Genomic DNA, 18,265 nt, shown 5'->3' on the forward strand with positions numbered 1-18,265 from the left:
GAAAGCGCCCGTCCCGCGCAACCGACGGCCGTCCTGTCGAAAAATCTTACAACGCAATCTCATACTGCGCGGTCGTCTTGCCGGCGATATCCTCGGCGGTGACGCCCGGCGCCAGCTCGATCAGGCGGAACGGGCTGTCATGGTCCTTGCGGCTGAACACGCACAGGTCGGTGACGATCATGTCGACGACGTTGAGGCCGGTCAGCGGCAAGGTGCAGGCGGGGATGAACTTCGCATCGCCGTTCTTGGAGGTGTGTTCCATCACGACGATGATCTTCTTCACGCCGGCGACGAGGTCCATCGCGCCGCCCATGCCCTTCACCATCTTGCCGGGGATCATCCAGTTGGCGATGTCGCCATTCTCGGCCACTTCCATCGCGCCCAGCACGGCGAGGTCGATATGCCCGCCACGGATCATCGCGAAGCTGTCGGCGGAGGAGAAATAAGCGGTCTGCGGCAGTTCGGAGACGGTCTGCTTGCCCGCGTTGATCAGGTCGGCATCCTCCTCGCCCTCATAGGGGAAGGGGCCGATGCCGAGCATCCCGTTCTCCGACTGGAGCGTCACCTCGACGCCCGACGGCACATGGTTCGCCACCAAAGTCGGGATGCCGATACCGAGATTGACGTAGAAGCCATCCTTCAGCTCCTTCGCGGCGCGCGCCGCCATCTCATCGCGGGTCCAGGGCATCAGTGGCCTCCTTTCGGTGCGGTCGCCGGGTCATGCCATTGCTTGTCGGCGGGGAAGATGTCGCCGGCGCCGCCCTGCAGGCCGGAACCGTAGACCGGATTGGGCAGCACGAACCAGCCGCGCCCCCAGAGCGGGGCGACGCCCGGCAACGCGGTCAGCGCGCGACGGGCCGGCACGTTCGATGCCTCGTTGAACAGATCCGAGAAATCGCCGAGCTGGTCACCGCCCATCGCGATCACGCAATAATGGTCGGCGATACGCCAGCGGCGCGCATCCTTGAGCGAGCCGGTCTTGTCGTCGCCGGCGAGGAACAGGGTCTCGCCATGCCTGGCCGGACCGAGGCCCGCTTCGTCGATCGCCTGCTCGGTCGGCTCGGCGTTGAAGGCATTGCGGTTGGTGTTGAAGATCACCATCACACCCATGCGATGCAGCGCGTCGATCGCCTCCTTGGCACCGGGCGTGGGCGAAACGGCATGGATGCCGGTCTTCTCCCAATGCGCCCAGCGATCGTCGAAGTCGCGATGCGGGGCGCCGGTCAGATCGTCATATTCGAAGCCCTGATTGAGCAGCACCGTCTCGTCGACATCGAACACGGCGGCCGGCGGCTTGCCGGCGCAGGGCACGAACTTCGGCGCGTCGAGGCTTGCGCCCTCGGCCAGCACGACCGAGCGGCGATCCTTCCCCTGCAGCACCTCGCCGACATAGAAGGTCAGTGCCGACCATGCCTGCCGGCTGATCGCCGCCGCCTCGCCGGAGCCGTAGAGATACTGCATCCCCGCCAGCTTCGGATCGGCGGCCGGCGGCTCGGGCGGAAAGACCGGCTGGCGCGACGCCGCGCAGCCCGTCACCGCCATCAGCAGCAGGAAAGCGGCCTTCCTCACGCCGCCGCGCGCGGGCGCACGGTGCGCTGCTCGATCTTCTTGTCGTAGGGCGCGCCGAGGATCAGGCGGTTGACGTAGATGCCGGGCAGATGGATCGCGTCGCCGTCGAGCGACCCCACCGGCACGATCTCCTCGACCTCGGCGACGCAGATCTTGCCTGCCGTCGCGGCGGGATGGTTGAAGTTGCGCGCGGTTTTGCGGAAAATCAGGTTGCCGCTCTCGTCGGCCTTCCAGCCCTTGATGATCGACAGGTCGGCGAAGATGCCTTCCTCGAGGATGTAATCCTCGCCGTTGAAGCGCTTCACTTCCTTGCCCTCGGCAATCGCGGTGCCGACGCCGGTCTTGGTGTAGAAGCCGGGGATGCCCGCGCCGCCCGCACGCAGGCGCTCGGCCAGCGTACCCTGCGGGCAGAATTCCACCTCCAGCTCGCCGGCGAGATACTGGCGCTCGAACTCCTTGTTCTCGCCCACGTAGGAGGCGATCATCTTCTTCACCTGCTTGGTGCGCAGCAGCTTGCCGATGCCCTCGTTGTCGATGCCCGCATTGTTGGAGGCGAACACCAGATCCTTCACGCCCGAGGCCTGGATCGCGTCCAGCAGGCGTTCCGGAAGGCCGCACAGGCCGAAGCCGCCGCTCGCGATCAGCATGCCGTCGCGCAGGACACCATCCAGCGCCGCCGCCGCATCCTTGAAGACCTTGTTCGCCACAGCCGTCTCCTCGTTCGTGCTGCGGTGCCGTTAACAGCCGATCGGCCCAAGCGGAAGCTGGCTTGGCACGCATGATGATTATAGAGACGGCCTATGACGAACATCCGCACCGGCGGCCGCATCCTGGTCGACCAGCTTCTCGCGCAGGGGTGCGACCGCATCTTCTGCGTTCCCGGCGAATCCTATCTGGCGGTGCTCGACGCGCTGCACGATTCGCCCGCCATCGATCTGGTGGTGTGCCGGCAGGAAGGCGGCGCCGCCTACATGGCGGAAGCCGACGGCAAGCTGACCGGCAGGCCGGGCATCTGCTTCGTCACGCGCGGGCCGGGCGCGACCAACGCCTGTGTCGGCGTCCATACCGCCTTTCAGGATTCGACCCCGATGATCCTGTTCATCGGCGACGTCGCGCGCGACGCCAAGGATCGCGAGGGCTTTCAGGAGGTCGATTTCCCCGCGATGTTCAAGCCGCTCGCCAAGTGGGCGGCGAAGATCGACGATGCGAAGCGCATCCCCGAATATGTCGCGCGCGCCTATGCGGTGGCGATGTCGGGACGCCCCGGCCCGGTGGTGCTGGCGCTGCCCGAGGACATGCTGCTCGACGAGGTGGAAGCGCTGGATCGCCCCAAGGTGATCCGCCCCGCCCAGCCGCCCTGTATCGGCGCGGTGGGCACGCTCGTGCAGATGCTCAAGGACGCGACCAACCCGATCGCCATCGTCGGCGGGGCGGACTGGGACGATCGCGCCGCGCATTATTTCGCCGAGTTCGCCGAAGGGATCGGCCTGCCCGTCGCCTGCGCCTTCCGCCGGCAGGATGCGGTCCTGTCCTCCTCGCCCGTCTACGCTGGCAATCTCGGCTACGGCCCGAACCCCAAGCTGCTGGAGCGGGTGCGTGCCGCCGACCTGCTGCTCGTGGTCGGCCCGCGCATCGGCGAGGCGACTACTGACGGCTATACCCTGATCACGCCCGATCACCCCGATCAGATCCTCGTCCACGTCCACCCGGACCCGAACGAGCTGCAGTCGGTCTATCGAACCGATCTCGCCATCTGCGCCGATATGCCCGAATTCGCCGAGACGATGGCGCAGTGGGAGCATGACATCCTCGCCTTCGAGGACGGCGCCGAGGCCCATGCCGAATGGGAAGCGTGGAACACGCCCGCCGCGCGCGACGGCGTGACACTCGATCTCGGCCCCTGCGTCGCCGCGATGCGGGAGGCGATGCCGGCGGACACGATCATCTGCAACGGCGCGGGCAATTACTCCGGCTGGTGGCACCGCTACTGGCGCTACGGCAAGCGCGGTACCCAGCTGGCGCCGACCAACGGATCGATGGGCTATGGCGTCCCCGCTTCGGTCGCCGCCGCCTTGCGCTGCCCCGATCAGCGCGTGGTCGCGCTCGCCGGGGACGGCTGCTTCCTGATGAACGGGCAGGAACTCGCCACCGCCGTATCGCGCGGCGTGCGTCTGCTGGTGATCGTCGTCGACAACGGCAATTACGGCACCATCCGGATGCACCAGGAGCGCGAATATCCGCACCGCGTCTCCGGCACCGCGCTCGCCAACCCGGATTTCGCGGCGCTCGCCCGTGCCTATGGCGGCTGGGCGGAAGTGGTCGACAAGACGGAGGATTTCGCGCCTGCCCTCGCCCGCGCCCTCGAACAGCCGGGTCTTGCAATGCTCCATTGCAGGACCGACATCGAACAAATCACCCCGGCGCTGCGTTTGAGCAGTCTGAACCAGCGATAACGGCCCCATTCCGAGGCCGTTCAGAACGAATCGCCTAGAAGGGGTCTTGTAGCGGCTCCCCGTTTTACCAACGGACCGCTGAACTGGATTTGGGAGACTGAACATGCGCAAGCTGATCACGGGTCTTGTCGCCGCCGGCGTTCTCGCCGGCACCACGATTGCCGGCGCCGCGCCGGCCGAAGCCCGCTACCATGGCGGTGGCTGGGGCGGCGGTTATCATGGCGGCTGGCACGGCGGTGGCTATGGCTGGCATCGTCACGGCGTAGGCACCGGCACCGCAGTCGCGGCCGGCCTGCTGGGCCTCGGCGTCGGCGCGGCGATCGCCTCGTCGGATCGTCCGGCTTATTACGGCGGTGGCTATTATGCCGCTCCTCCGCCCCCGCCGGCTTATTATGGTGGCTATTACGCGCCGCCCCCGCCGCCGGCTTATTACGGCGACTATTACGGATACTAAGTCCGTGGTCGCGGCGGCTTTCGGGTCGCCGCGATGGCCGGAAAAAAGGCGCCGCTCCGATCTTGGAGCGACGCCTTTTTCTTTGTCCGTCCGGATCGATCAGAGCTTGTCGATCGCACCTTTCACCGCGCCCTTGGCCTTGCCGACCGTGGTCTGCACATTGCCCTTGGCCTCCTGGCCGGCGCCTTCCGCCTCGAGGCGCGGATCGTTGCTCTCGCGGCCGATAGCCTGCTTGGCCTTGCCGACCGTCTCGTTCACGGCGCCTTTGATCTTGTCGGTAAGTTCGCTCATCTGAAGCCTCCTGCGAAGTCCGGCGGTTCGTGCAACCGCTTCGCAGGCATCAACAATTTTCCGCGATCCCGGTTCCTGAACCTCAGATGAGTCCGGCCAGCGGACTGGAGGGATCGGCGTAGCGCCGGATGCCCATCCGCCCGGCGCGGTAGGAGAGCCGCCCCGCCTCGACCGCCGCCTTCATCGCGCGCGCCATCAGGATCGGATCCTTGGCCTCGGCGATCGCGGTGTTCATCAGCACGCCGTCGCAACCCAGCTCCATCGCCACCGCCGCATCGGACGCAGCGCCGACGCCGGCATCGACCAGCACCGGCACCTTCGCGCCCTCCACGATCAGGCGGATCGTCACACGGTTCTGGATCCCGAGGCCGGAGCCGATCGGCGCGCCCAGCGGCATGATCGCCACCGCGCCGGCATCCTCCAGCCGCTTCGCCGCGATCGGATCGTCGACGCAATAGACCATCGGCTTGAAGCCTTCCTTGGCCAGCACCTCGGTCGCGCGGATCGTCTCGACCATATCCGGGTAGAGCGTGCGCGCCTCGCCCAGCACCTCCAGCTTCACCAGATCCCAGCCGCCCGCCTCGCGCGCCAGCCGCAGCGTGCGGATCGCGGATTCGGCATCGAAGCAGCCCGCCGTATTGGGCAGGTAGGTGATCCGCCTGGGATCGATATAGTCGGTCAGCATCGGCGCCTTGGGATCGGAGACGTTCACCCGCCGCACCGCGACCGTGACGATCTCCGCGCCCGATGCCTCGACGGCCGCCGCGTTCTGCTCGAAATCCTTGTATTTGCCCGTGCCGACGATCAGGCGCGAGCGGAACGTCCTGCCCGCGACCGTCCAGCTGTCCTCCGCCACCGGCGCGGCATGGTCGCCGCCGCCGACAAAGTGGACGATCTCCAGCTCGTCGCCATCCTCGACCTTCACCTGCCCGAGCGTCGAGCGCGGCACCACCTCCAGGTTGCGCTCCACCGCCACCTTCGCCGGCTCGAGCCCCAACTCGGCGGCCAGCTCGGCGAGGGTCAGATCGCCGCGCACGCGACGATGCTCGCCATTGACGCTGATCGAGATGGTGCCGTCTGCGTGCATAAGATTCACTTTTCCGAAGAGACCGTCTAGGAGGGGCGCATATAGGGACCGCCCGGCGGCGCCCGCAACCGAAAGGGAGCGCATTGGCAGAGACCGTCTTCGTGCTGAACGGCCCGAACCTGAACATGCTGGGGCTGCGAGAGCCGGAAATCTACGGCGCCGACACGCTGGACGACATCGCCAACATGCTGGATGATCGCGCCCGCGAACTGGGGCTGGAGATCGAGATGCGCCAGTCCAACCACGAAGGCCATCTGATCGACTGGATTCAGGAGGCCAATGCGGTCGGCGCGAAGGCGGTGCTGCTCAACGCGGGCGGTTTCACCCACACATCGGTCGCCATCCACGATGCGATCAAGGCTGTGACCGTGCCGGTGATCGAGGTTCACCTGTCCAACCCGCACAAGCGCGAGGAATTCCGCCATCGCAGCTTCATCGGCATGGCCGCGAAGGGCACGGTAGCGGGATTTGGCGCAATGTCCTATGCGCTGGCGCTGGACGCGGCGGCCAAGCTCTGACAGAGCCGCCATCAATGAATAACGACAAGAGGGTCGAGTAATGACCGATACCCCGGAAGTTTCCAACGGTGCCATGCAGGTCGATGTCGGGCTGGTGGGGCAGCTCGCCGAGCTGCTCGACGCGACGCGCCTGACCGAGATCGAGGTGCAGGACGGCGATCGCCGCATCCGCGTGGCCCGTACCGTGACGATGGCGGCCGCCCCGGCTGCGCAGATGATGGCCGCCGCTCCGGCCGCCGTCGCTGCTCCGGCGGCAACCGCCGCCCCGGCGCCTGCCGCCGCGCCCGCGCTGGCCGCACCGGCCGATCACCCAGGCCTCGTGAAGTCGCCGATGGTCGGCACCTGCTATCTCGCCGCCGAGCCGGGCGCCGCCCCGTTCATCTCGGTGGGCAAGTCGATCGCCGCCGGCGAGACCTTGCTGATCGTGGAAGCCATGAAGGTGATGAACCCGATCGTCGCCACCAAGGCGGGCAAGGTGACGCAGGTGCTCGTCGAGAACGGCCAGCCCGTCGAGTTCGATCAGCCGCTCGTCATCGTCGAGTAAGCGATCATGGCCATCCAGAAGGTCCTGATCGCCAATCGCGGCGAGATCGCGCTCCGCATCCACCGCGCCTGCCACGAGATGGGCATCCAGACGGTCGCGGTGCACTCCACCGCCGATGCCGATGCGATGCACGTCCGCCTCGCCGACCAGGCGGTGTGCATCGGGCCGCCCGCCGCCGCGGAGAGCTATCTCAACATCCCGAACATCATCGCGGCGGCCGAGATCAGCGGCGCCGATGCGATCCATCCGGGCTACGGCTTCCTCTCCGAGAACGCCAAGTTCGCCGAGATCGTCGAGGCGCACGACCTGATCTTCATCGGGCCGAAGCCCGAGCATATCCGCACGATGGGCGACAAGATCGAGGCGAAGCGCACCGCCGGCGCGCTCGGCCTGCCGCTGGTGCCCGGTTCGCCCGGCCCGGTCAGCGATATCGCGGAGGCCAAGGCGATCGCGGCGCAAGCCGGCTATCCCGTCATCATCAAGGCCGCCTCGGGCGGCGGCGGGCGCGGCATGAAGGTCTGCGAGAGCGAGGACCAGCTCGAGACGCTGATGATGCAGGCCGGGACCGAGGCCAAGGCCGCCTTCGGCGACGCGACCGTCTATATCGAAAAGTATCTCGGCAATCCGCGCCACATCGAGTTCCAGGTGTTCGGCGACGGCAACGGGAACGCCATCCATCTCGGCGAGCGCGACTGCTCGCTCCAGCGCCGCCACCAGAAGGTGCTGGAGGAGGCCCCCTCCCCCGTCATCTCGATGGAGCAGCGCGAGGAGATGGGCGCGGTGGTCGCGAAAGCGATGGCCGACATGGGCTATCGCGGCGCCGGCACGATCGAGTTCCTTTATGAAGACGGCCGCTTCTACTTCATCGAGATGAACACCCGCCTGCAGGTGGAGCATCCGGTGACCGAGGCGATCACCGGCCTCGATCTCGTCCGCGAGCAGATCCGTATCGCCGACGGTCATTTGCTGACGCTTCGCCAGGAGGATGTCGAGTTCCGCGGCCACGCCATCGAATGCCGCATCAACGCCGAGAACCCGCGCACCTTCGCGCCCTCGCCGGGTCTGGTGAAGGGCTATCACGCGCCGGGCGGCATGAACGTGCGCGTCGATAGCGGTCTCTACGCGGGCTACCGCGTGCCGCCTTACTACGATTCGATGATCGCCAAGCTGATCGTCTGGGGCCACACCCGCGAGGGCGCGCTGCGCCGCCTGCGTCGCGCGCTGGAGGAGTTCGTGATCGACGGTGTCACCACCACGATCCCGCTCCACCAGGCATTGCTCGACGATGCCGAGTTTCAGGAAGGCGACTACACGATCAAGTGGCTGGAAGAGTGGCTGGCCAAGCAGGACGCCTGACGCGGATCGCGCTCGTCGTCGCGGCACTCGGCTGCTGCGCGGCGACGGGCGCGTCCTCGCCGGTGCAGACGCTGGCGGGGCGTTACAGCTCGCATTTCCAGAACGGGCTGGTCGACGGCTCGACCTACTGGAGCGACGACGTCGTCGAGATCGTGCCGGTCTCGGCGAACGCCGCCTACGTCCGCGCCGAGCTGCAATTCTACAACGGCCACAGCTGCAGTATTGCCGGCGTCGCGAAGGCGCAGGGCGACGCGCTGGTCTATCGCCCGGCGCAGACTCCCGATCCCGACGATCACTGCGTGCTGAGCGTCCGCCGCAAGGGCGCCTCGCTGCAGCTCGACGATGGCGACAACAGCTGCAAATCCTATTGCGGCGAGCGCGGATCGCTGAGCGACCAGACGCTGCCGTTGAAGAGCAAGCGGGCGATCACCTACATGCCGCGCCTCAAAGGCTCCTCGACCTTTCGCGACGCGCTGACCGAGTGGCGCACGGGCAAGCCCGCCCATCCGTGAGGGCCTATGGCTGACGGCGCGACCGATCTCGCCTTGCTTTTGAGCGGGATGCGGCCGGAACTTCACCCGGATCGCTATGATTTCGACGTTCGCGACAGCGCGCCATCGAACGCCTTCGCCGTCATTCGCGAGGATGAGGGACTGACCGTCATCGCGCCCGGTGAAACCGGCACATGGGCACGGATCAGCCTGTCCGTCCATTCCAGCCTGTCCGCAGTCGGGCTGTCAGCCGCGTTGGCCAGGGCGCTCGCGGACAAGGACATTTCCTGCAACATCGTCGCCGGCTACCACCACGACCATCTTTTCGTGCCCTGGCCGCGCCGGCACGATGCGATGGCGGCGCTGGCCACCCTTTCGGAGACCGCCGCATGAAGGCCACCATCTACCACAACCCGCGCTGCTCGAAATCGCGCGAGACGCTCGCACTGCTAGAGGCGGCCGGGGCGGCGGTTAGCGTCGTCGAATATCTCAAGGCGCCGCCGTCGCGCGCCGAGCTGGCGCATCTCTATGCCAAGGCCGGGATGAGTCCGCGTGACGGGCTGCGCATGTCCGAGACGGGCGCCAAGGCGCTCAGGGACGCGTCCGACGACGCGATCCTCGATGCGATGGCGGCCGATCCGATTCTGATCGAACGGCCTTTGGTGGAAACGGAGAAGGGCGTGCGGTTGGGGCGGCCGCCGGAGAAAGTGCGGGAGATCCTGTAACGCCCCTCCCTTGAAGGGTGGGGACACCAATAAATTGTGGACCGATCGCCCCAACCGTCTTGCCCCCGTCACCGGCTTGCGGCTTAATCATCCCGTCATGGCAACCATCGCGGTCTACAGCCTCAAGGGCGGTGTCGGTAAGACGACGCTGACCGTTGGCCTCGCCTGGTGCGCGGCAGGCGCCTCGGCTCGTCGGACGTTGCTCTGGGATCTCGATCCGCAGGCGGCATCCTCCTGGCTGCTCGGTGCCGGCAAGCCCGGCAAGGAAGAGGCGCAGGCGGTCTTCACCAAGGATGCAGCGCCCTCCGATCTCGTCCGCTCGACCGGCATCGACAATCTCTCGGTGCTACCCGCCGACAAGTCGCTGCGCGGGCTGGACCGGCTGTTTCACGATCTCGACAAGCGCAAGCGCCTCGCCAAGCTGACCGACCGGCTGAACAAGGAGTGGGATCGCATCCTGCTCGATTGCCCGCCCGGCCTCACCGATACCGCCGATCAGGCGCTGCGCGCGGCGACGCTCATCATCGTGCCGGTCATCCCCTCGCCGCTCGCCCGCCGCGCGTTCGACGACGTGGTGGCGCACCTGAAGGCGGAGCATGGCAAGGTCGCGCCGATCCTGCCGGTGTTCAACATGGTCGACCGCCGCCGCTCGCTGCACCGCGCGGCCGTTGCGGAACTGCCCGACTGGCCCGTCGTTCCGATGGCGAGCGCCCTGGAGAGCATGACCGCCAACGCCCCCCTGTCCGGCCCCTTCCCGGCCTCCAGCACCGCTGGCCCCGCGATCCAGCGCCTGTGGCGCGGCATCGAGAAAAGGTTGGCGGGCTGATGCCCAAGAACCCCTCATGCTAGGCCGGGGTCGAAGAACGGCCGCCGAGCCGATCGATCCCGATCTCCTGCTGCGCGCCTATTCGGTCGGGGTCTTCCCGATGGCCGACAGCCGGGACGCCACCGACATCTTCTGGGTCGAGCCGAAGAAGCGCGGCGTGCTACCGCTCGATGGCTTCCACCTCTCGCACTCGCTCAGGAAGACGCTGCGCTCGGATCGCTTCGCGGTGACGGCCGACCGCGCCTTCGCCCGCGTGATGCAATCCTGTGCCGAGGCCACCGCCGATCGCCCGGAAACCTGGATCAACGGGCAGATCGAGCAGGCCTACACGATCCTCCACCGCAACGGCCACGCCCATTCGATCGAGGTGTGGCGCAGCGGAGACATTGGCGGCGATCTGGTCGGCGGCCTCTACGGCGTGTCGCTGGGCGGCGCCTATTTCGGCGAAAGCATGTTCAGCCGGATGGCCGACACCTCCAAGATCGCCCTTGCCCACCTCGTCGCGCGGCTGCGCTTCGGCGGCTACAAGCTGCTCGACTGCCAGTTCATCACCGATCACCTCGCCTCGCTGGGCGCGATCGAGATCGGACGGACGGATTACCGCGCGCTGTTGGATGCGGCGCTGGGTGCGGGAGTTGCGGCGGCGGCCGGAGGGGCGCCCGCATCGTCATCGGCGTCGGCGGACTTCTTCGCGGCCGAACGGGCATTCCCACCCGCCACCGAGGAAGCCATGACCGTATCCGGCCCGATATCCGGATGCGTCATCGCGCAACTTTTGGGCCACACGTCGTAGATCGGATGCTCGACGACGTTGAGCGACGGCGATTCCTTGTAGAGCCAGCCTGAGAATATCCGCCGCCAGCGCGTATCGCGGCCCTGCACATCCACCTGCACGAAGGCGCCGGTCAGCGGCTCGGCCTCCCACGGGGCGCTCGTCTCGCAGGCGCGCAGGCGCACCACGACATCGCCGACACGGGTCGCCTGCCCCGGCTTCAGCGTCAGATCGTGCTCTTCGCCGTTGCGCTTGTTGAGCAGGCCCAGCACCGCGACACGTTCCGCCATCGGCGTCTCGACCTTGCTCGGCTCGTCGGCGGGCGCGGCCGGCTTCGCGGCGGGCTTGGACGGCGCACTGTCGTCAGAGCTGCTGTCGTCCGGCCCGGCTCCGTTGGCGAGCGGCAGCGAGGGCTGCTCGTCATTGGCCTGGATCGCCTCGACGCCCTGCCAGGCGGCCACCCCGCCGATCAGCAGGATCGCCGCCACGCCTGCGCGCTTGCGGTTCACGGGGTGGCGGGACCAGCGGCCGCGGCGGGTGCCGCAGGCTTGGCGCTGTCACTGCCCGACTTGTTGATGAACTGGCCGACCATGCTCATCAGATCGACCGATCCCTGCGTGTCGAGGATCTCATCGCCATTCTTGAACGGGGTCGAGGAGCCGCCGGGGATCAGGTTCATATATACACCTCCAAGAATGCCCTCGGAGGTGATCGCGGCGCTGCTGTCGTTGGGCAGCTTGCTGTTCGGGTCGATCGCCAGCGCGACTTCCGCCTGGAAGGTCTTGGGATCGAGCTTCACGTCGGCGACCTGACCGACCTTGATGCCGGCCACCCGCACGTCGGTGCCGGGGTTGATCCCGCTGGCGTTCGGGAACAGCGCGTTCACCCGGATCGCGTTGGGCACGCGCCCGCCGCCGGTACGCTCGAACGCGAACCAGCCGAACCAGATCGCGATCAGCACGACGAGCAGGCCGATCAGCGCCTCGGCGCCATGCTCCTTGACCAGACTACGCATCGGTCAGTTCGGGCTCCACGCCTCGTAGTCGCCGGTCGCGGCGGCGCGCTTGCCGCCCGCTTCCAGCGCACCTGCGGGCTTGTAGGCCTCACGCGTGCCGGTCATGTTCGGCTTGGCCGGAGCCTGCCACGCACGCGCCGGCGGCAGCGCCTTGTCCGGCGTCTCGGCCTGGGTGCCGTGCAGCCAGCCATGCCATTCGGGGGACACGCGGCTCGCATCGTTGGAGCCGGCGTAGATCACCCAGCGGCGCGGATTGCCGTGAACGTCCGTGCCGCCCTCGAAATAGACGTTGCCATACTCGTCCGTCCCCATCCGCGAACCGTTGCGCGCGGAAAAGAGGCGAGTGCCGATGGTGGCGCCATTCCACCAGGTGAAGATGCTGGTCAGGATACCCATGGACGAGCGCTTAGCCTGCCGCCCCGACGGCGGCAAGCGGGGACCTGCACGAACGGGGGCATGTCCCCCGCCGCGCGAAATGCCGGGTCACTCCTCCGGCATCACCAGCAGCACCGCGAGCGGCCCTTTCGCGCCCGCCGCGATCCGCGCGACCAGCCGCTGTTCGGGCACGAGATCGGCAAGCCCGGCGCGGCGCACCGTCTCCATGTGGATGAAGATGTCCGCCGGATCGTTCTCGCGCATCAGGAAACCATAGCCCTTAAGGCGGTTGAACCACTTCACCCGTACCGGTTCGGCCGGGCCGGCCGAATCGAGCAGCGGGATCGGATCGACGTGGCTCGCCGCACGACGCGCCGCGGTCTCCAGATCCGGCCCGGTGGCGGTCGTGAGATCGAAGCTGACAATCGAGCGCGCCTGCAGCCCGCGTTCGCGCGCGGATGCGATGCAGATGGCACGCGCGCCTTCGGGCAGGCTGCGGCGGCCGAACGGGCGCAAAACCGAGAAGTGGATGAGGACGTCGCCTTCGCCATGATCGCCGACGAGGAAACCGAATCCGCGGGTGGCATCGAACCACTTGATCGCGCCCGACACCTCGACCTCGGCAGCATCCGCACCGGATGATCCATCCTGCGAGGACAATCGATGCGGTGCGGCGTGGCCCGAAAGCCTGTCGTCATGCAGCGCCGGCCTTGCATGGCCAGCCTTGCCTCCGTCATCGTCGTACGCGAAAGCACCTTCTTGCATGACAAACGTTCCCCCCGTCGCGCCACGTTAACACAATTATTACCCGAATCGATCTCGAATCTTAACGATTCCTTCAAACCTAGCGTCATGAGTCCCCATCCGGCACATCGCCGGGAGCGGCATTCAATATGCGACGAACATGTTCCGGCGCGTGACCAGCACGGATCATCGCACCGAACGCGCGCCGACGTGCCCGTTCGTCGGCCTGTTCTCGCGCATAGGGACCGAACCGGCGACGCTCGGCGAAACGCAGCGCCGTCGCCCACGCATCCTCCCCGGCCTGCCGCCGTGCATCCTCCCCGTCCGCCTCGGAGATGCCGAGCGCGCCGAGCGCCTGCGCGAGGCGTCGCGCGCCATATCCCCGCGCCGCGAGCGAACGGCCGCGCGCGTCCGCCATGGCGCGATCGTCGACATAGCCAAGCTCCGAAAAACGCACGACGATCGCATCGATCGGCGAAGCGCCCTCCCCGTCCCATCCGCGCTCGGCGACCTTGCGCCTCAGATAGTCGCGCAACCGCTCCCGGCTGGTCGCGTAGCGGCCGACATACGCCAGCGCGAGCCGTTCCAGCGCGGCGGCATCGAGGGGCGGGCGGGCGTCGTTTCGGCGGCGGAAGGTCACGCGCCATGTTTGTGCCACAGTCGGGCCGGATTTAGAACGCCGATGACCATCAGATGACAAAGGATGGATTCATTGCGCCGGTGCCGCTATCAGGCGCGGTTTGTAGTTAGGGAGATGCCGTCGGTGCATCAGGTTGAGAGCACTGCCAGCACTGCGTACGACAAGGCGAGCAAGGGTCAGTCTTTGGTCCCCACACCGACCGACGACGCATTGCCGCGCCGCATGGCCGACTTCGCCACCATGGGCGAGGCGCTGGACTATGTCGCGCAGAGCGCACGAGGCTTCAATTTCCACGACGCGCGCGGGACGCTGGTCCGCCCCTATCCCTATGCGGAGCTGCGCGAGGACGCGCTCGCCAACGCGCATCGGCTGATCGCCGCCGGCGTCCGCCCCGGCGATCGCATCGCGCTGGTCGCCGAAACCGGGCCGGACTTCGCCGCGATGTTCTTCGGCGCAGTCTATGCCGGCGCGTGGCCCGTGCCACTGCCGCTGCCGACCAGCTTCGGTGGACGCGAATCCTATATCGATCAGCTGGCGGTGCAGCTCGCCAGCTCGGACCCGAAGATGCTCTTCTACCCGGCCGAACTCGCTTCGATGGCCGCCGCCGCCGCCGAGGCCGGCAAGGTCGAAGGTCTGGTCTACGAGGAATTCGTGACCCGCGACGCGCCCGCCGGCCCGTTGCCGCAGGCGAACAGCGACGACATCGCCTATCTGCAATATTCGAGCGGATCGACCCGCTTCCCGCACGGCGTCGTCATCACCCATCGCCAGCTGCTCGAGAATCTCGCGGCGCACGGCCACGGGATGCACATCGCCGATGGTGACCGCTGCGTATCCTGGCTGCCCTGGTATCACGACATGGGCCTGGTCGGCTGCATGCTCTCGCCGATCGCCAACCAGGTTTCGACCGATTATCTGAAGACCGAGGATTTCGCGCGCCGCCCGCTCGCCTGGCTGGACCTCATCACGCGCAACCCCGGCAAGACGCTCAGCTACTCGCCCACCTTCGGCTACGACATCTGCGCGCGCCGCATCGGGTCGCAGTCCGATGTCGCGGGGCGTTTCGATCTTTCCCGCTGGCGGCTGGCCGGCAACGGCGCCGACATGATCCGCCCGGACGTGATGCAGGCCTTCGTCGATGCCTTCGCGCCCGCCGGCTTCGACGCGCACGCTTTCACGCCGAGCTACGGCCTGGCCGAAGCGACGCTCGCCGTTTCGCTCATGCCACCCGGTGAAGGGATCGTCGTCGAACTCGTTGAAGAGACGCAGCTTTCGGGCGGCGACGTTCACGCTCACCGGCCGCAGCGTTATCGCGCGATCGTCAATTGCGGCAAGCCGGTGCGCGGCATGAAGATCGAGATTCGTGAGGAAGACGGTACGCCGCTCCCCGAAAAGGCGATCGGCAAGGTCTGGTGCGCGGGCGGCTCCGTCATGGTCGGCTATTTCCGCGACGACGAGGCCACCGAGGCCTGCATGAAGGACGGTTGGCTGGACACCGGCGACATGGGCTACATGTCGGACGGCTACATCTACATCGTCGGCCGCGCCAAGGACATGATCATCGTCAACGGCCGCAACCACTGGCCGCAGGACATCGAATGGGCGGTCGAGCAGCTGCCCGGCTTCAAGGCCGGCGACATCGCCGCCTTCGCGATCACCACACCCGGCGGCGAGGAGACCCCAGCCGTGCTCGTCCAGTGCCGCACGTCGGATCAGGCCGAGCGCGCCCGTCTGCGCGACCTGATCCGTGAGAAGGTGCGTTCGATCACCGGCATGAACTGCGTGGTCGAGCTGGTGCCGCCGCGCACCCTGCCGCGCACCTCGTCCGGCAAGCTGAGCCGCGCCAAGGCGCGCACGCTGTACCTTTCGGGCGAAATCCAGCCCTACGATATCGCGGCCTGACGCGATCCTCCCCGCGCGCGGCGCGGGGAGGATCAAATCGCTCCAGTCCGGACTTACCCACAGCCATTGCGAGGCGGCGCTTACCCCCCGGTAAGGTATCGGCATTAAGCCGTTCGGCGTGTCGAGCCTGTCCCCTTCCTCCACAGACCGGGTGACCCCGTCCTGGTCCTACACGCTCGGCCTCGCACGAGGCCGGGGCGATGCCTATCCCGCGATTGCCGAAATGCGCGCCGAGGCGATGAAAGGTCGCCGGCTGCTGTGGTTGGGCGCCAATCTCGCGATGATGCTCGCCGTCGTCGCGCTCCGCTACCGGATGCTCGCCTGGGACGCGCTCATGCCATGGGGCGCGGCGATCGTCGGAGTGGAGGCGCTCATCCTGCTCGGCGTATGGCGCGCGCCGCCGCCGCAGTCGCCGTGGCGCGATCCGGACGTGCTGGGAGGCCTGTTTCTCGGTTTCTGCTGGGCCGTCGCCATGGCGTTGTTCACCGGCCCGGCGGGCACCCCCTATTCGCTTTCGCTGCTGTCGATCGGCGGCGCTCTGGCCGCGGTCGCGACCGTGTTGATGACCCCGGCTCCGATCGGCGGCCTGTTCTTCATCGTCATCATCGGCACCGCCGCCGCGGCCGATGTCGCGATGGACGGCCGGGTCATGCTCGCCGGAATGACCGGCCTGTTCACCACCGCCGTCGCCGCGACCTTCGTCGCCAATGCGCGTCAGCTCATCCACCGCATCACCGCCGAACAGGCGCTGGCCGGCAAGGAAGAGGTCGTCTCGCTGCTGCTGCGCGAGTTCGAGGACACCAGCGCCGACTGGCTGTGGCGCACCGACGCCGCCAAGTGCCTGGTCGACGTCTCCCCGCGTCTCGCCCGCCTGTTCAACGTCAAGGCCCGGCAGCTGGAAGGCAAGCCGCTGCTCGCCGTTCTCGCCGGCGAGGGCTGGGATCATGGCGACGTCGCGCCGGGCATCCGTATGCTCGCCGACAAGCTGCGCCTGCGCGAGAGCTTCCGCGATCTGGTCGTGCCGGTGATGATCGGCGGCGAACGCCGCTGGTGGTCGCTCTCCGCCGCCCCCCGCCGCGACGAGCGGGGCACGTTGGTCGGCTTCTGGGGCGTCGGCACCGACGCCACCGAGCGTCACCGATCGGCCGAGAAGATCGATCGTATGGCGCGATTCGACGCACTCACCGGCCTCGCCAACCGCGCCCACATCATCGACCGGCTGGGCGAGGCGCTGCGCGAGGGCCATCATGTCGGCCACCGTTCGACGCTGATGCTCATCGACCTCGATCGCTTCAAGCAGGTCAACGACACGCTCGGTCACCCGATCGGCGACAAGCTGCTGATCGAGGTCGCCAACCGCATTTCCGCCCTGCTCGCCCCCGGCGACGTCTGCGGTCGGCTCGGCGGCGACGAGTTCGCCGTGGTCGTGCCCGACGTGACCGACCGCGACCGCGTCGATGTGCTCGCGGAACGCATCGTCCACGTCCTCTCCGCCCCGTTCGAGATCGAGGGCAACGAACTGCACATCGGTGGCTCGGTTGGCTCGGCCACCGCTCCGCTCGATGGTCGCATCGTCGAGACGCTGCTGCGCAACGCCGACCTTGCCCTCTATCGCGCCAAGGATGACGGGCGGGGCGTCCATCGCCGCTACGAGCCATCGCTCCACGCCCAGGCCGAAAACAAGCGCAAGATCGAGATCGCGCTGCGCGATGCGTTGGAGCGCCGCGAACTCAGCCTCGTCTACCAGCCAATCGTCGATGCGGTGAAGGGCCGGCTGACCGGATTCGAGGCGTTCCTGCGCTGGACGCACCCCGAGCTTGGCAACGTATCGCCGGACATCTTCATTCCCGTCGCGGAGGAAGCGCGCCTGATCGGCCGGATCGGCGACTGGGTGATGCATTCCGCCTGTCGCGACGCGGCGACCTGGCCGGATCATGTGCGCGTCTCGATCAACATGGCGGCCGCCCAGCTCAAGGATCCGCAGCTGCCCGCCACGATCATCGCCGCCCTCTCCCATTCGGGCCTCGCCGCCGACCGGCTGGAGCTGGAGGTGGCCGAGGAGGTGTTCGTTCGCGACGGCAGCCTCACCGAGGTGGTCGACAAGATCCTGGCGCTCGGCGTGCGCATCACGCTTGACGATTTCGGCACCGGCAAGTCCAGCCTCGCCTATCTGCGCAAGGCCCGCTTCTCCAGCATCAAGATCGATCGCAGCTTCGTGCGCGGCGCCGCAAGCAACGGAGCGGAGAGCGTCGCGATCGTCAGGGCGATCGTCGCCATGGCGGAATCGCTCGGCATGGCGACGATCGCAGAGGGCGCGGAGACCCGCAACGAGTTCGACAAGATGCGCAGCCTGGGTTGCAAGCAGGTGCAGGGCTGGCTCGTCGGGCAGCCGGTCGGCCCCGCCGAAGCGGCCGAGATCGCGCATCTGCGCGACCGCAGCGAGGATCGCCTCGTCCGCGTCCATTGAGGCGCTTGCGTGCCCTTCCCTCTCCCGCTATGAGCC

General features: G+C 67.5%; 21 protein-coding genes and 1 pseudogene. 12 read left to right on the forward strand and 10 right to left on the reverse strand.

All coding sequences use genetic code 11. From position 1 onward, the window contains the following. Positions 1–46: 46 nt before the first annotated feature. The 3 genes from QGN17_RS08965 to QGN17_RS08975 are packed head-to-tail and all read right to left on the reverse strand — an operon-like array spanning position 47 to position 2,276. Positions 47–688, reverse strand: coding sequence for a CoA transferase subunit B (locus QGN17_RS08965; protein ID WP_281044135.1), 642 nt, complete (start codon positions 686–688; stop codon positions 47–49). After that, positions 688–1,542 carry an HAD family acid phosphatase gene (locus QGN17_RS08970; protein WP_390902690.1) on the reverse strand — a complete coding sequence of 285 codons (855 nt, stop codon included), beginning with the start codon at positions 1,540–1,542 and terminating at the stop codon, positions 688–690. Before QGN17_RS08970 ends, QGN17_RS08965 begins: the two co-directional genes overlap by 1 nt. Positions 1,543–1,565: 23 nt before the next feature. Beyond that, positions 1,566–2,276: a CoA transferase subunit A gene (locus QGN17_RS08975; RefSeq protein WP_281044136.1), complete on the reverse strand. Its 711-nt coding sequence runs from the start codon at positions 2,274–2,276 to the stop codon at positions 1,566–1,568. A gap of 93 nt (positions 2,277–2,369) precedes the next feature. On the opposite strand from QGN17_RS08975, the gene QGN17_RS08980 reads away from it, so the two are divergent. After that, the gene (locus QGN17_RS08980) at positions 2,370–4,022 is read left to right on the forward strand and encodes a thiamine pyrophosphate-binding protein (RefSeq protein WP_281044137.1); all 1,653 of its coding nucleotides are present in this window, start codon (positions 2,370–2,372) and stop codon (positions 4,020–4,022) included. Positions 4,023–4,125: 103 nt separating this feature from the next. Next, positions 4,126–4,476, forward strand: a complete 351-nt coding sequence (locus tag QGN17_RS08985; protein ID WP_281044138.1) for a hypothetical protein — start codon at positions 4,126–4,128, stop codon at positions 4,474–4,476. Positions 4,477–4,575: 99 nt separating this feature from the next. Here the strand turns inward: QGN17_RS08985 and QGN17_RS08990 are convergent, their stop codons facing one another. Further along, positions 4,576–4,767: a CsbD family protein gene (locus QGN17_RS08990; protein WP_281044139.1), complete on the reverse strand. Its 192-nt coding sequence runs from the start codon at positions 4,765–4,767 to the stop codon at positions 4,576–4,578. An 82-nt stretch (positions 4,768–4,849) separates the two neighbouring features. Then, a complete protein-coding gene (gene thiS / locus QGN17_RS08995) occupies positions 4,850–5,854 on the reverse strand; it encodes a sulfur carrier protein ThiS (protein WP_281044140.1) in 1,005 nt (334 codons plus the stop codon). A gap of 83 nt (positions 5,855–5,937) precedes the next feature. On the opposite strand from thiS, the gene aroQ reads away from it, so the two are divergent. From aroQ to aat, 8 genes are all read left to right on the forward strand, one after another. Continuing rightward, a complete protein-coding gene (gene aroQ, locus QGN17_RS09000; RefSeq protein WP_281044141.1) occupies positions 5,938–6,372 on the forward strand; it encodes a type II 3-dehydroquinate dehydratase in 435 nt (144 codons plus the stop codon). Between the two features lie 40 nt (positions 6,373–6,412). Next, positions 6,413–6,916: an acetyl-CoA carboxylase biotin carboxyl carrier protein gene (gene accB / locus QGN17_RS09005; protein WP_281044142.1), complete on the forward strand. Its 504-nt coding sequence runs from the start codon at positions 6,413–6,415 to the stop codon at positions 6,914–6,916. Between the two features lie 6 nt (positions 6,917–6,922). Continuing rightward, positions 6,923–8,272 carry an acetyl-CoA carboxylase biotin carboxylase subunit gene (gene accC, locus QGN17_RS09010; protein ID WP_390902649.1) on the forward strand — a complete coding sequence of 450 codons (1,350 nt, stop codon included), beginning with the start codon at positions 6,923–6,925 and terminating at the stop codon, positions 8,270–8,272. Then, positions 8,248–8,784, forward strand: coding sequence for a hypothetical protein (locus QGN17_RS09015; protein ID WP_281044143.1), 537 nt, complete (start codon positions 8,248–8,250; stop codon positions 8,782–8,784). Before accC ends, QGN17_RS09015 begins: the two co-directional genes overlap by 25 nt. 6 nt (positions 8,785–8,790) lie before the next feature. After that, positions 8,791–9,156 carry an ACT domain-containing protein gene (locus QGN17_RS09020; protein ID WP_281044144.1) on the forward strand — a complete coding sequence of 122 codons (366 nt, stop codon included), beginning with the start codon at positions 8,791–8,793 and terminating at the stop codon, positions 9,154–9,156. Continuing rightward, positions 9,153–9,488 carry an arsenate reductase (glutaredoxin) gene (gene arsC / locus QGN17_RS09025; RefSeq protein WP_281044145.1) on the forward strand — a complete coding sequence of 112 codons (336 nt, stop codon included), beginning with the start codon at positions 9,153–9,155 and terminating at the stop codon, positions 9,486–9,488. Before QGN17_RS09020 ends, arsC begins: the two co-directional genes overlap by 4 nt. A gap of 97 nt (positions 9,489–9,585) precedes the next feature. Continuing rightward, positions 9,586–10,314: a ParA family protein gene (locus tag QGN17_RS09030; RefSeq protein ID WP_281044146.1), complete on the forward strand. Its 729-nt coding sequence runs from the start codon at positions 9,586–9,588 to the stop codon at positions 10,312–10,314. Between the two features lie 16 nt (positions 10,315–10,330). Further along, on the forward strand, positions 10,331–11,107 hold the full coding sequence (gene aat, locus QGN17_RS09035; protein ID WP_281044147.1) for a leucyl/phenylalanyl-tRNA--protein transferase: 777 nt from the start codon (positions 10,331–10,333) through the stop codon (positions 11,105–11,107). A gap of 35 nt (positions 11,108–11,142) precedes the next feature. Here aat and QGN17_RS09040 read toward each other — a convergent pair. From QGN17_RS09040 to QGN17_RS09060, 5 genes and pseudogenes are all read right to left on the reverse strand, one after another. Beyond that, a pseudogene (locus QGN17_RS09040) lies at positions 11,143–11,376 on the reverse strand (DUF2155 domain-containing protein); the annotation flags it as partial. Positions 11,377–11,591: 215 nt separating this feature from the next. Next, positions 11,592–12,101, reverse strand: a complete 510-nt coding sequence (gene mlaD / locus QGN17_RS09045) for an outer membrane lipid asymmetry maintenance protein MlaD (RefSeq protein WP_281044148.1) — start codon at positions 12,099–12,101, stop codon at positions 11,592–11,594. 3 nt (positions 12,102–12,104) lie between these two features. After that, entirely contained in the window at positions 12,105–12,497 is a 393-nt protein-coding gene (locus QGN17_RS09050) for an NADH:ubiquinone oxidoreductase subunit NDUFA12 (RefSeq protein WP_281044149.1), read from the reverse strand. 87 nt (positions 12,498–12,584) lie between these two features. After that, a complete protein-coding gene (locus QGN17_RS09055; RefSeq protein WP_281044150.1) occupies positions 12,585–13,241 on the reverse strand; it encodes a cold-shock protein in 657 nt (218 codons plus the stop codon). A gap of 85 nt (positions 13,242–13,326) precedes the next feature. Continuing rightward, on the reverse strand, positions 13,327–13,860 hold the full coding sequence (locus tag QGN17_RS09060) for a regulatory protein RecX (protein ID WP_281044151.1): 534 nt from the start codon (positions 13,858–13,860) through the stop codon (positions 13,327–13,329). A 222-nt stretch (positions 13,861–14,082) separates the two neighbouring features. On the opposite strand from QGN17_RS09060, the gene QGN17_RS09065 reads away from it, so the two are divergent. Together QGN17_RS09065 and QGN17_RS09070 are read left to right on the forward strand one after the other, a co-directional pair. Next, on the forward strand, positions 14,083–15,762 hold the full coding sequence (locus QGN17_RS09065) for a fatty acyl-AMP ligase (RefSeq protein WP_390902650.1): 1,680 nt from the start codon (positions 14,083–14,085) through the stop codon (positions 15,760–15,762). Positions 15,763–15,880: 118 nt separating this feature from the next. After that, positions 15,881–18,229 carry a putative bifunctional diguanylate cyclase/phosphodiesterase gene (locus QGN17_RS09070; RefSeq protein WP_281044153.1) on the forward strand — a complete coding sequence of 783 codons (2,349 nt, stop codon included), beginning with the start codon at positions 15,881–15,883 and terminating at the stop codon, positions 18,227–18,229. Positions 18,230–18,265: the final 36 nt, after the last annotated feature.

The sequence above is a fragment of the Sphingomonas oryzagri genome (assembly GCF_029906645.1).
In the GTDB taxonomy this organism is placed as follows: domain Bacteria; phylum Pseudomonadota; class Alphaproteobacteria; order Sphingomonadales; family Sphingomonadaceae; genus Solisphingomonas; species Solisphingomonas oryzagri.

What these genes read in the sequence shown, in the direction of transcription:
- QGN17_RS08965 (WP_281044135.1), bottom strand. Translation starts at nt 688, where the DNA reads ATGCCCTGGACCCGCGATGAGATGGCGGCGCGCGCCGCGAAGGAGCTG.
- QGN17_RS08970 (WP_390902690.1), bottom strand. Translation starts at nt 1,542, where the DNA reads ATGGCGGTGACGGGCTGCGCGGCGTCGCGCCAGCCGGTCTTTCCGCCC.
- QGN17_RS08980 (WP_281044137.1), top strand. Translation starts at nt 2,370, where the DNA reads ATGACGAACATCCGCACCGGCGGCCGCATCCTGGTCGACCAGCTTCTC.
- QGN17_RS08985 (WP_281044138.1), top strand. Translation starts at nt 4,126, where the DNA reads ATGCGCAAGCTGATCACGGGTCTTGTCGCCGCCGGCGTTCTCGCCGGC.
- QGN17_RS08990 (WP_281044139.1), bottom strand. Translation starts at nt 4,767, where the DNA reads ATGAGCGAACTTACCGACAAGATCAAAGGCGCCGTGAACGAGACGGTC.
- thiS (WP_281044140.1), bottom strand. Translation starts at nt 5,854, where the DNA reads ATGCACGCAGACGGCACCATCTCGATCAGCGTCAATGGCGAGCATCGT.
- accB (WP_281044142.1), top strand. Translation starts at nt 6,413, where the DNA reads ATGACCGATACCCCGGAAGTTTCCAACGGTGCCATGCAGGTCGATGTC.
- accC (WP_390902649.1), top strand. Translation starts at nt 6,923, where the DNA reads ATGGCCATCCAGAAGGTCCTGATCGCCAATCGCGGCGAGATCGCGCTC.
- QGN17_RS09020 (WP_281044144.1), top strand. Translation starts at nt 8,791, where the DNA reads ATGGCTGACGGCGCGACCGATCTCGCCTTGCTTTTGAGCGGGATGCGG.
- arsC (WP_281044145.1), top strand. Translation starts at nt 9,153, where the DNA reads ATGAAGGCCACCATCTACCACAACCCGCGCTGCTCGAAATCGCGCGAG.
- QGN17_RS09030 (WP_281044146.1), top strand. Translation starts at nt 9,586, where the DNA reads ATGGCAACCATCGCGGTCTACAGCCTCAAGGGCGGTGTCGGTAAGACG.
- aat (WP_281044147.1), top strand. Translation starts at nt 10,331, where the DNA reads ATGCTAGGCCGGGGTCGAAGAACGGCCGCCGAGCCGATCGATCCCGAT.
- mlaD (WP_281044148.1), bottom strand. Translation starts at nt 12,101, where the DNA reads ATGCGTAGTCTGGTCAAGGAGCATGGCGCCGAGGCGCTGATCGGCCTG.
- QGN17_RS09050 (WP_281044149.1), bottom strand. Translation starts at nt 12,497, where the DNA reads ATGGGTATCCTGACCAGCATCTTCACCTGGTGGAATGGCGCCACCATC.
- QGN17_RS09055 (WP_281044150.1), bottom strand. Translation starts at nt 13,241, where the DNA reads ATGCAAGAAGGTGCTTTCGCGTACGACGATGACGGAGGCAAGGCTGGC.
- QGN17_RS09065 (WP_390902650.1), top strand. Translation starts at nt 14,083, where the DNA reads ATGGCCGACTTCGCCACCATGGGCGAGGCGCTGGACTATGTCGCGCAG.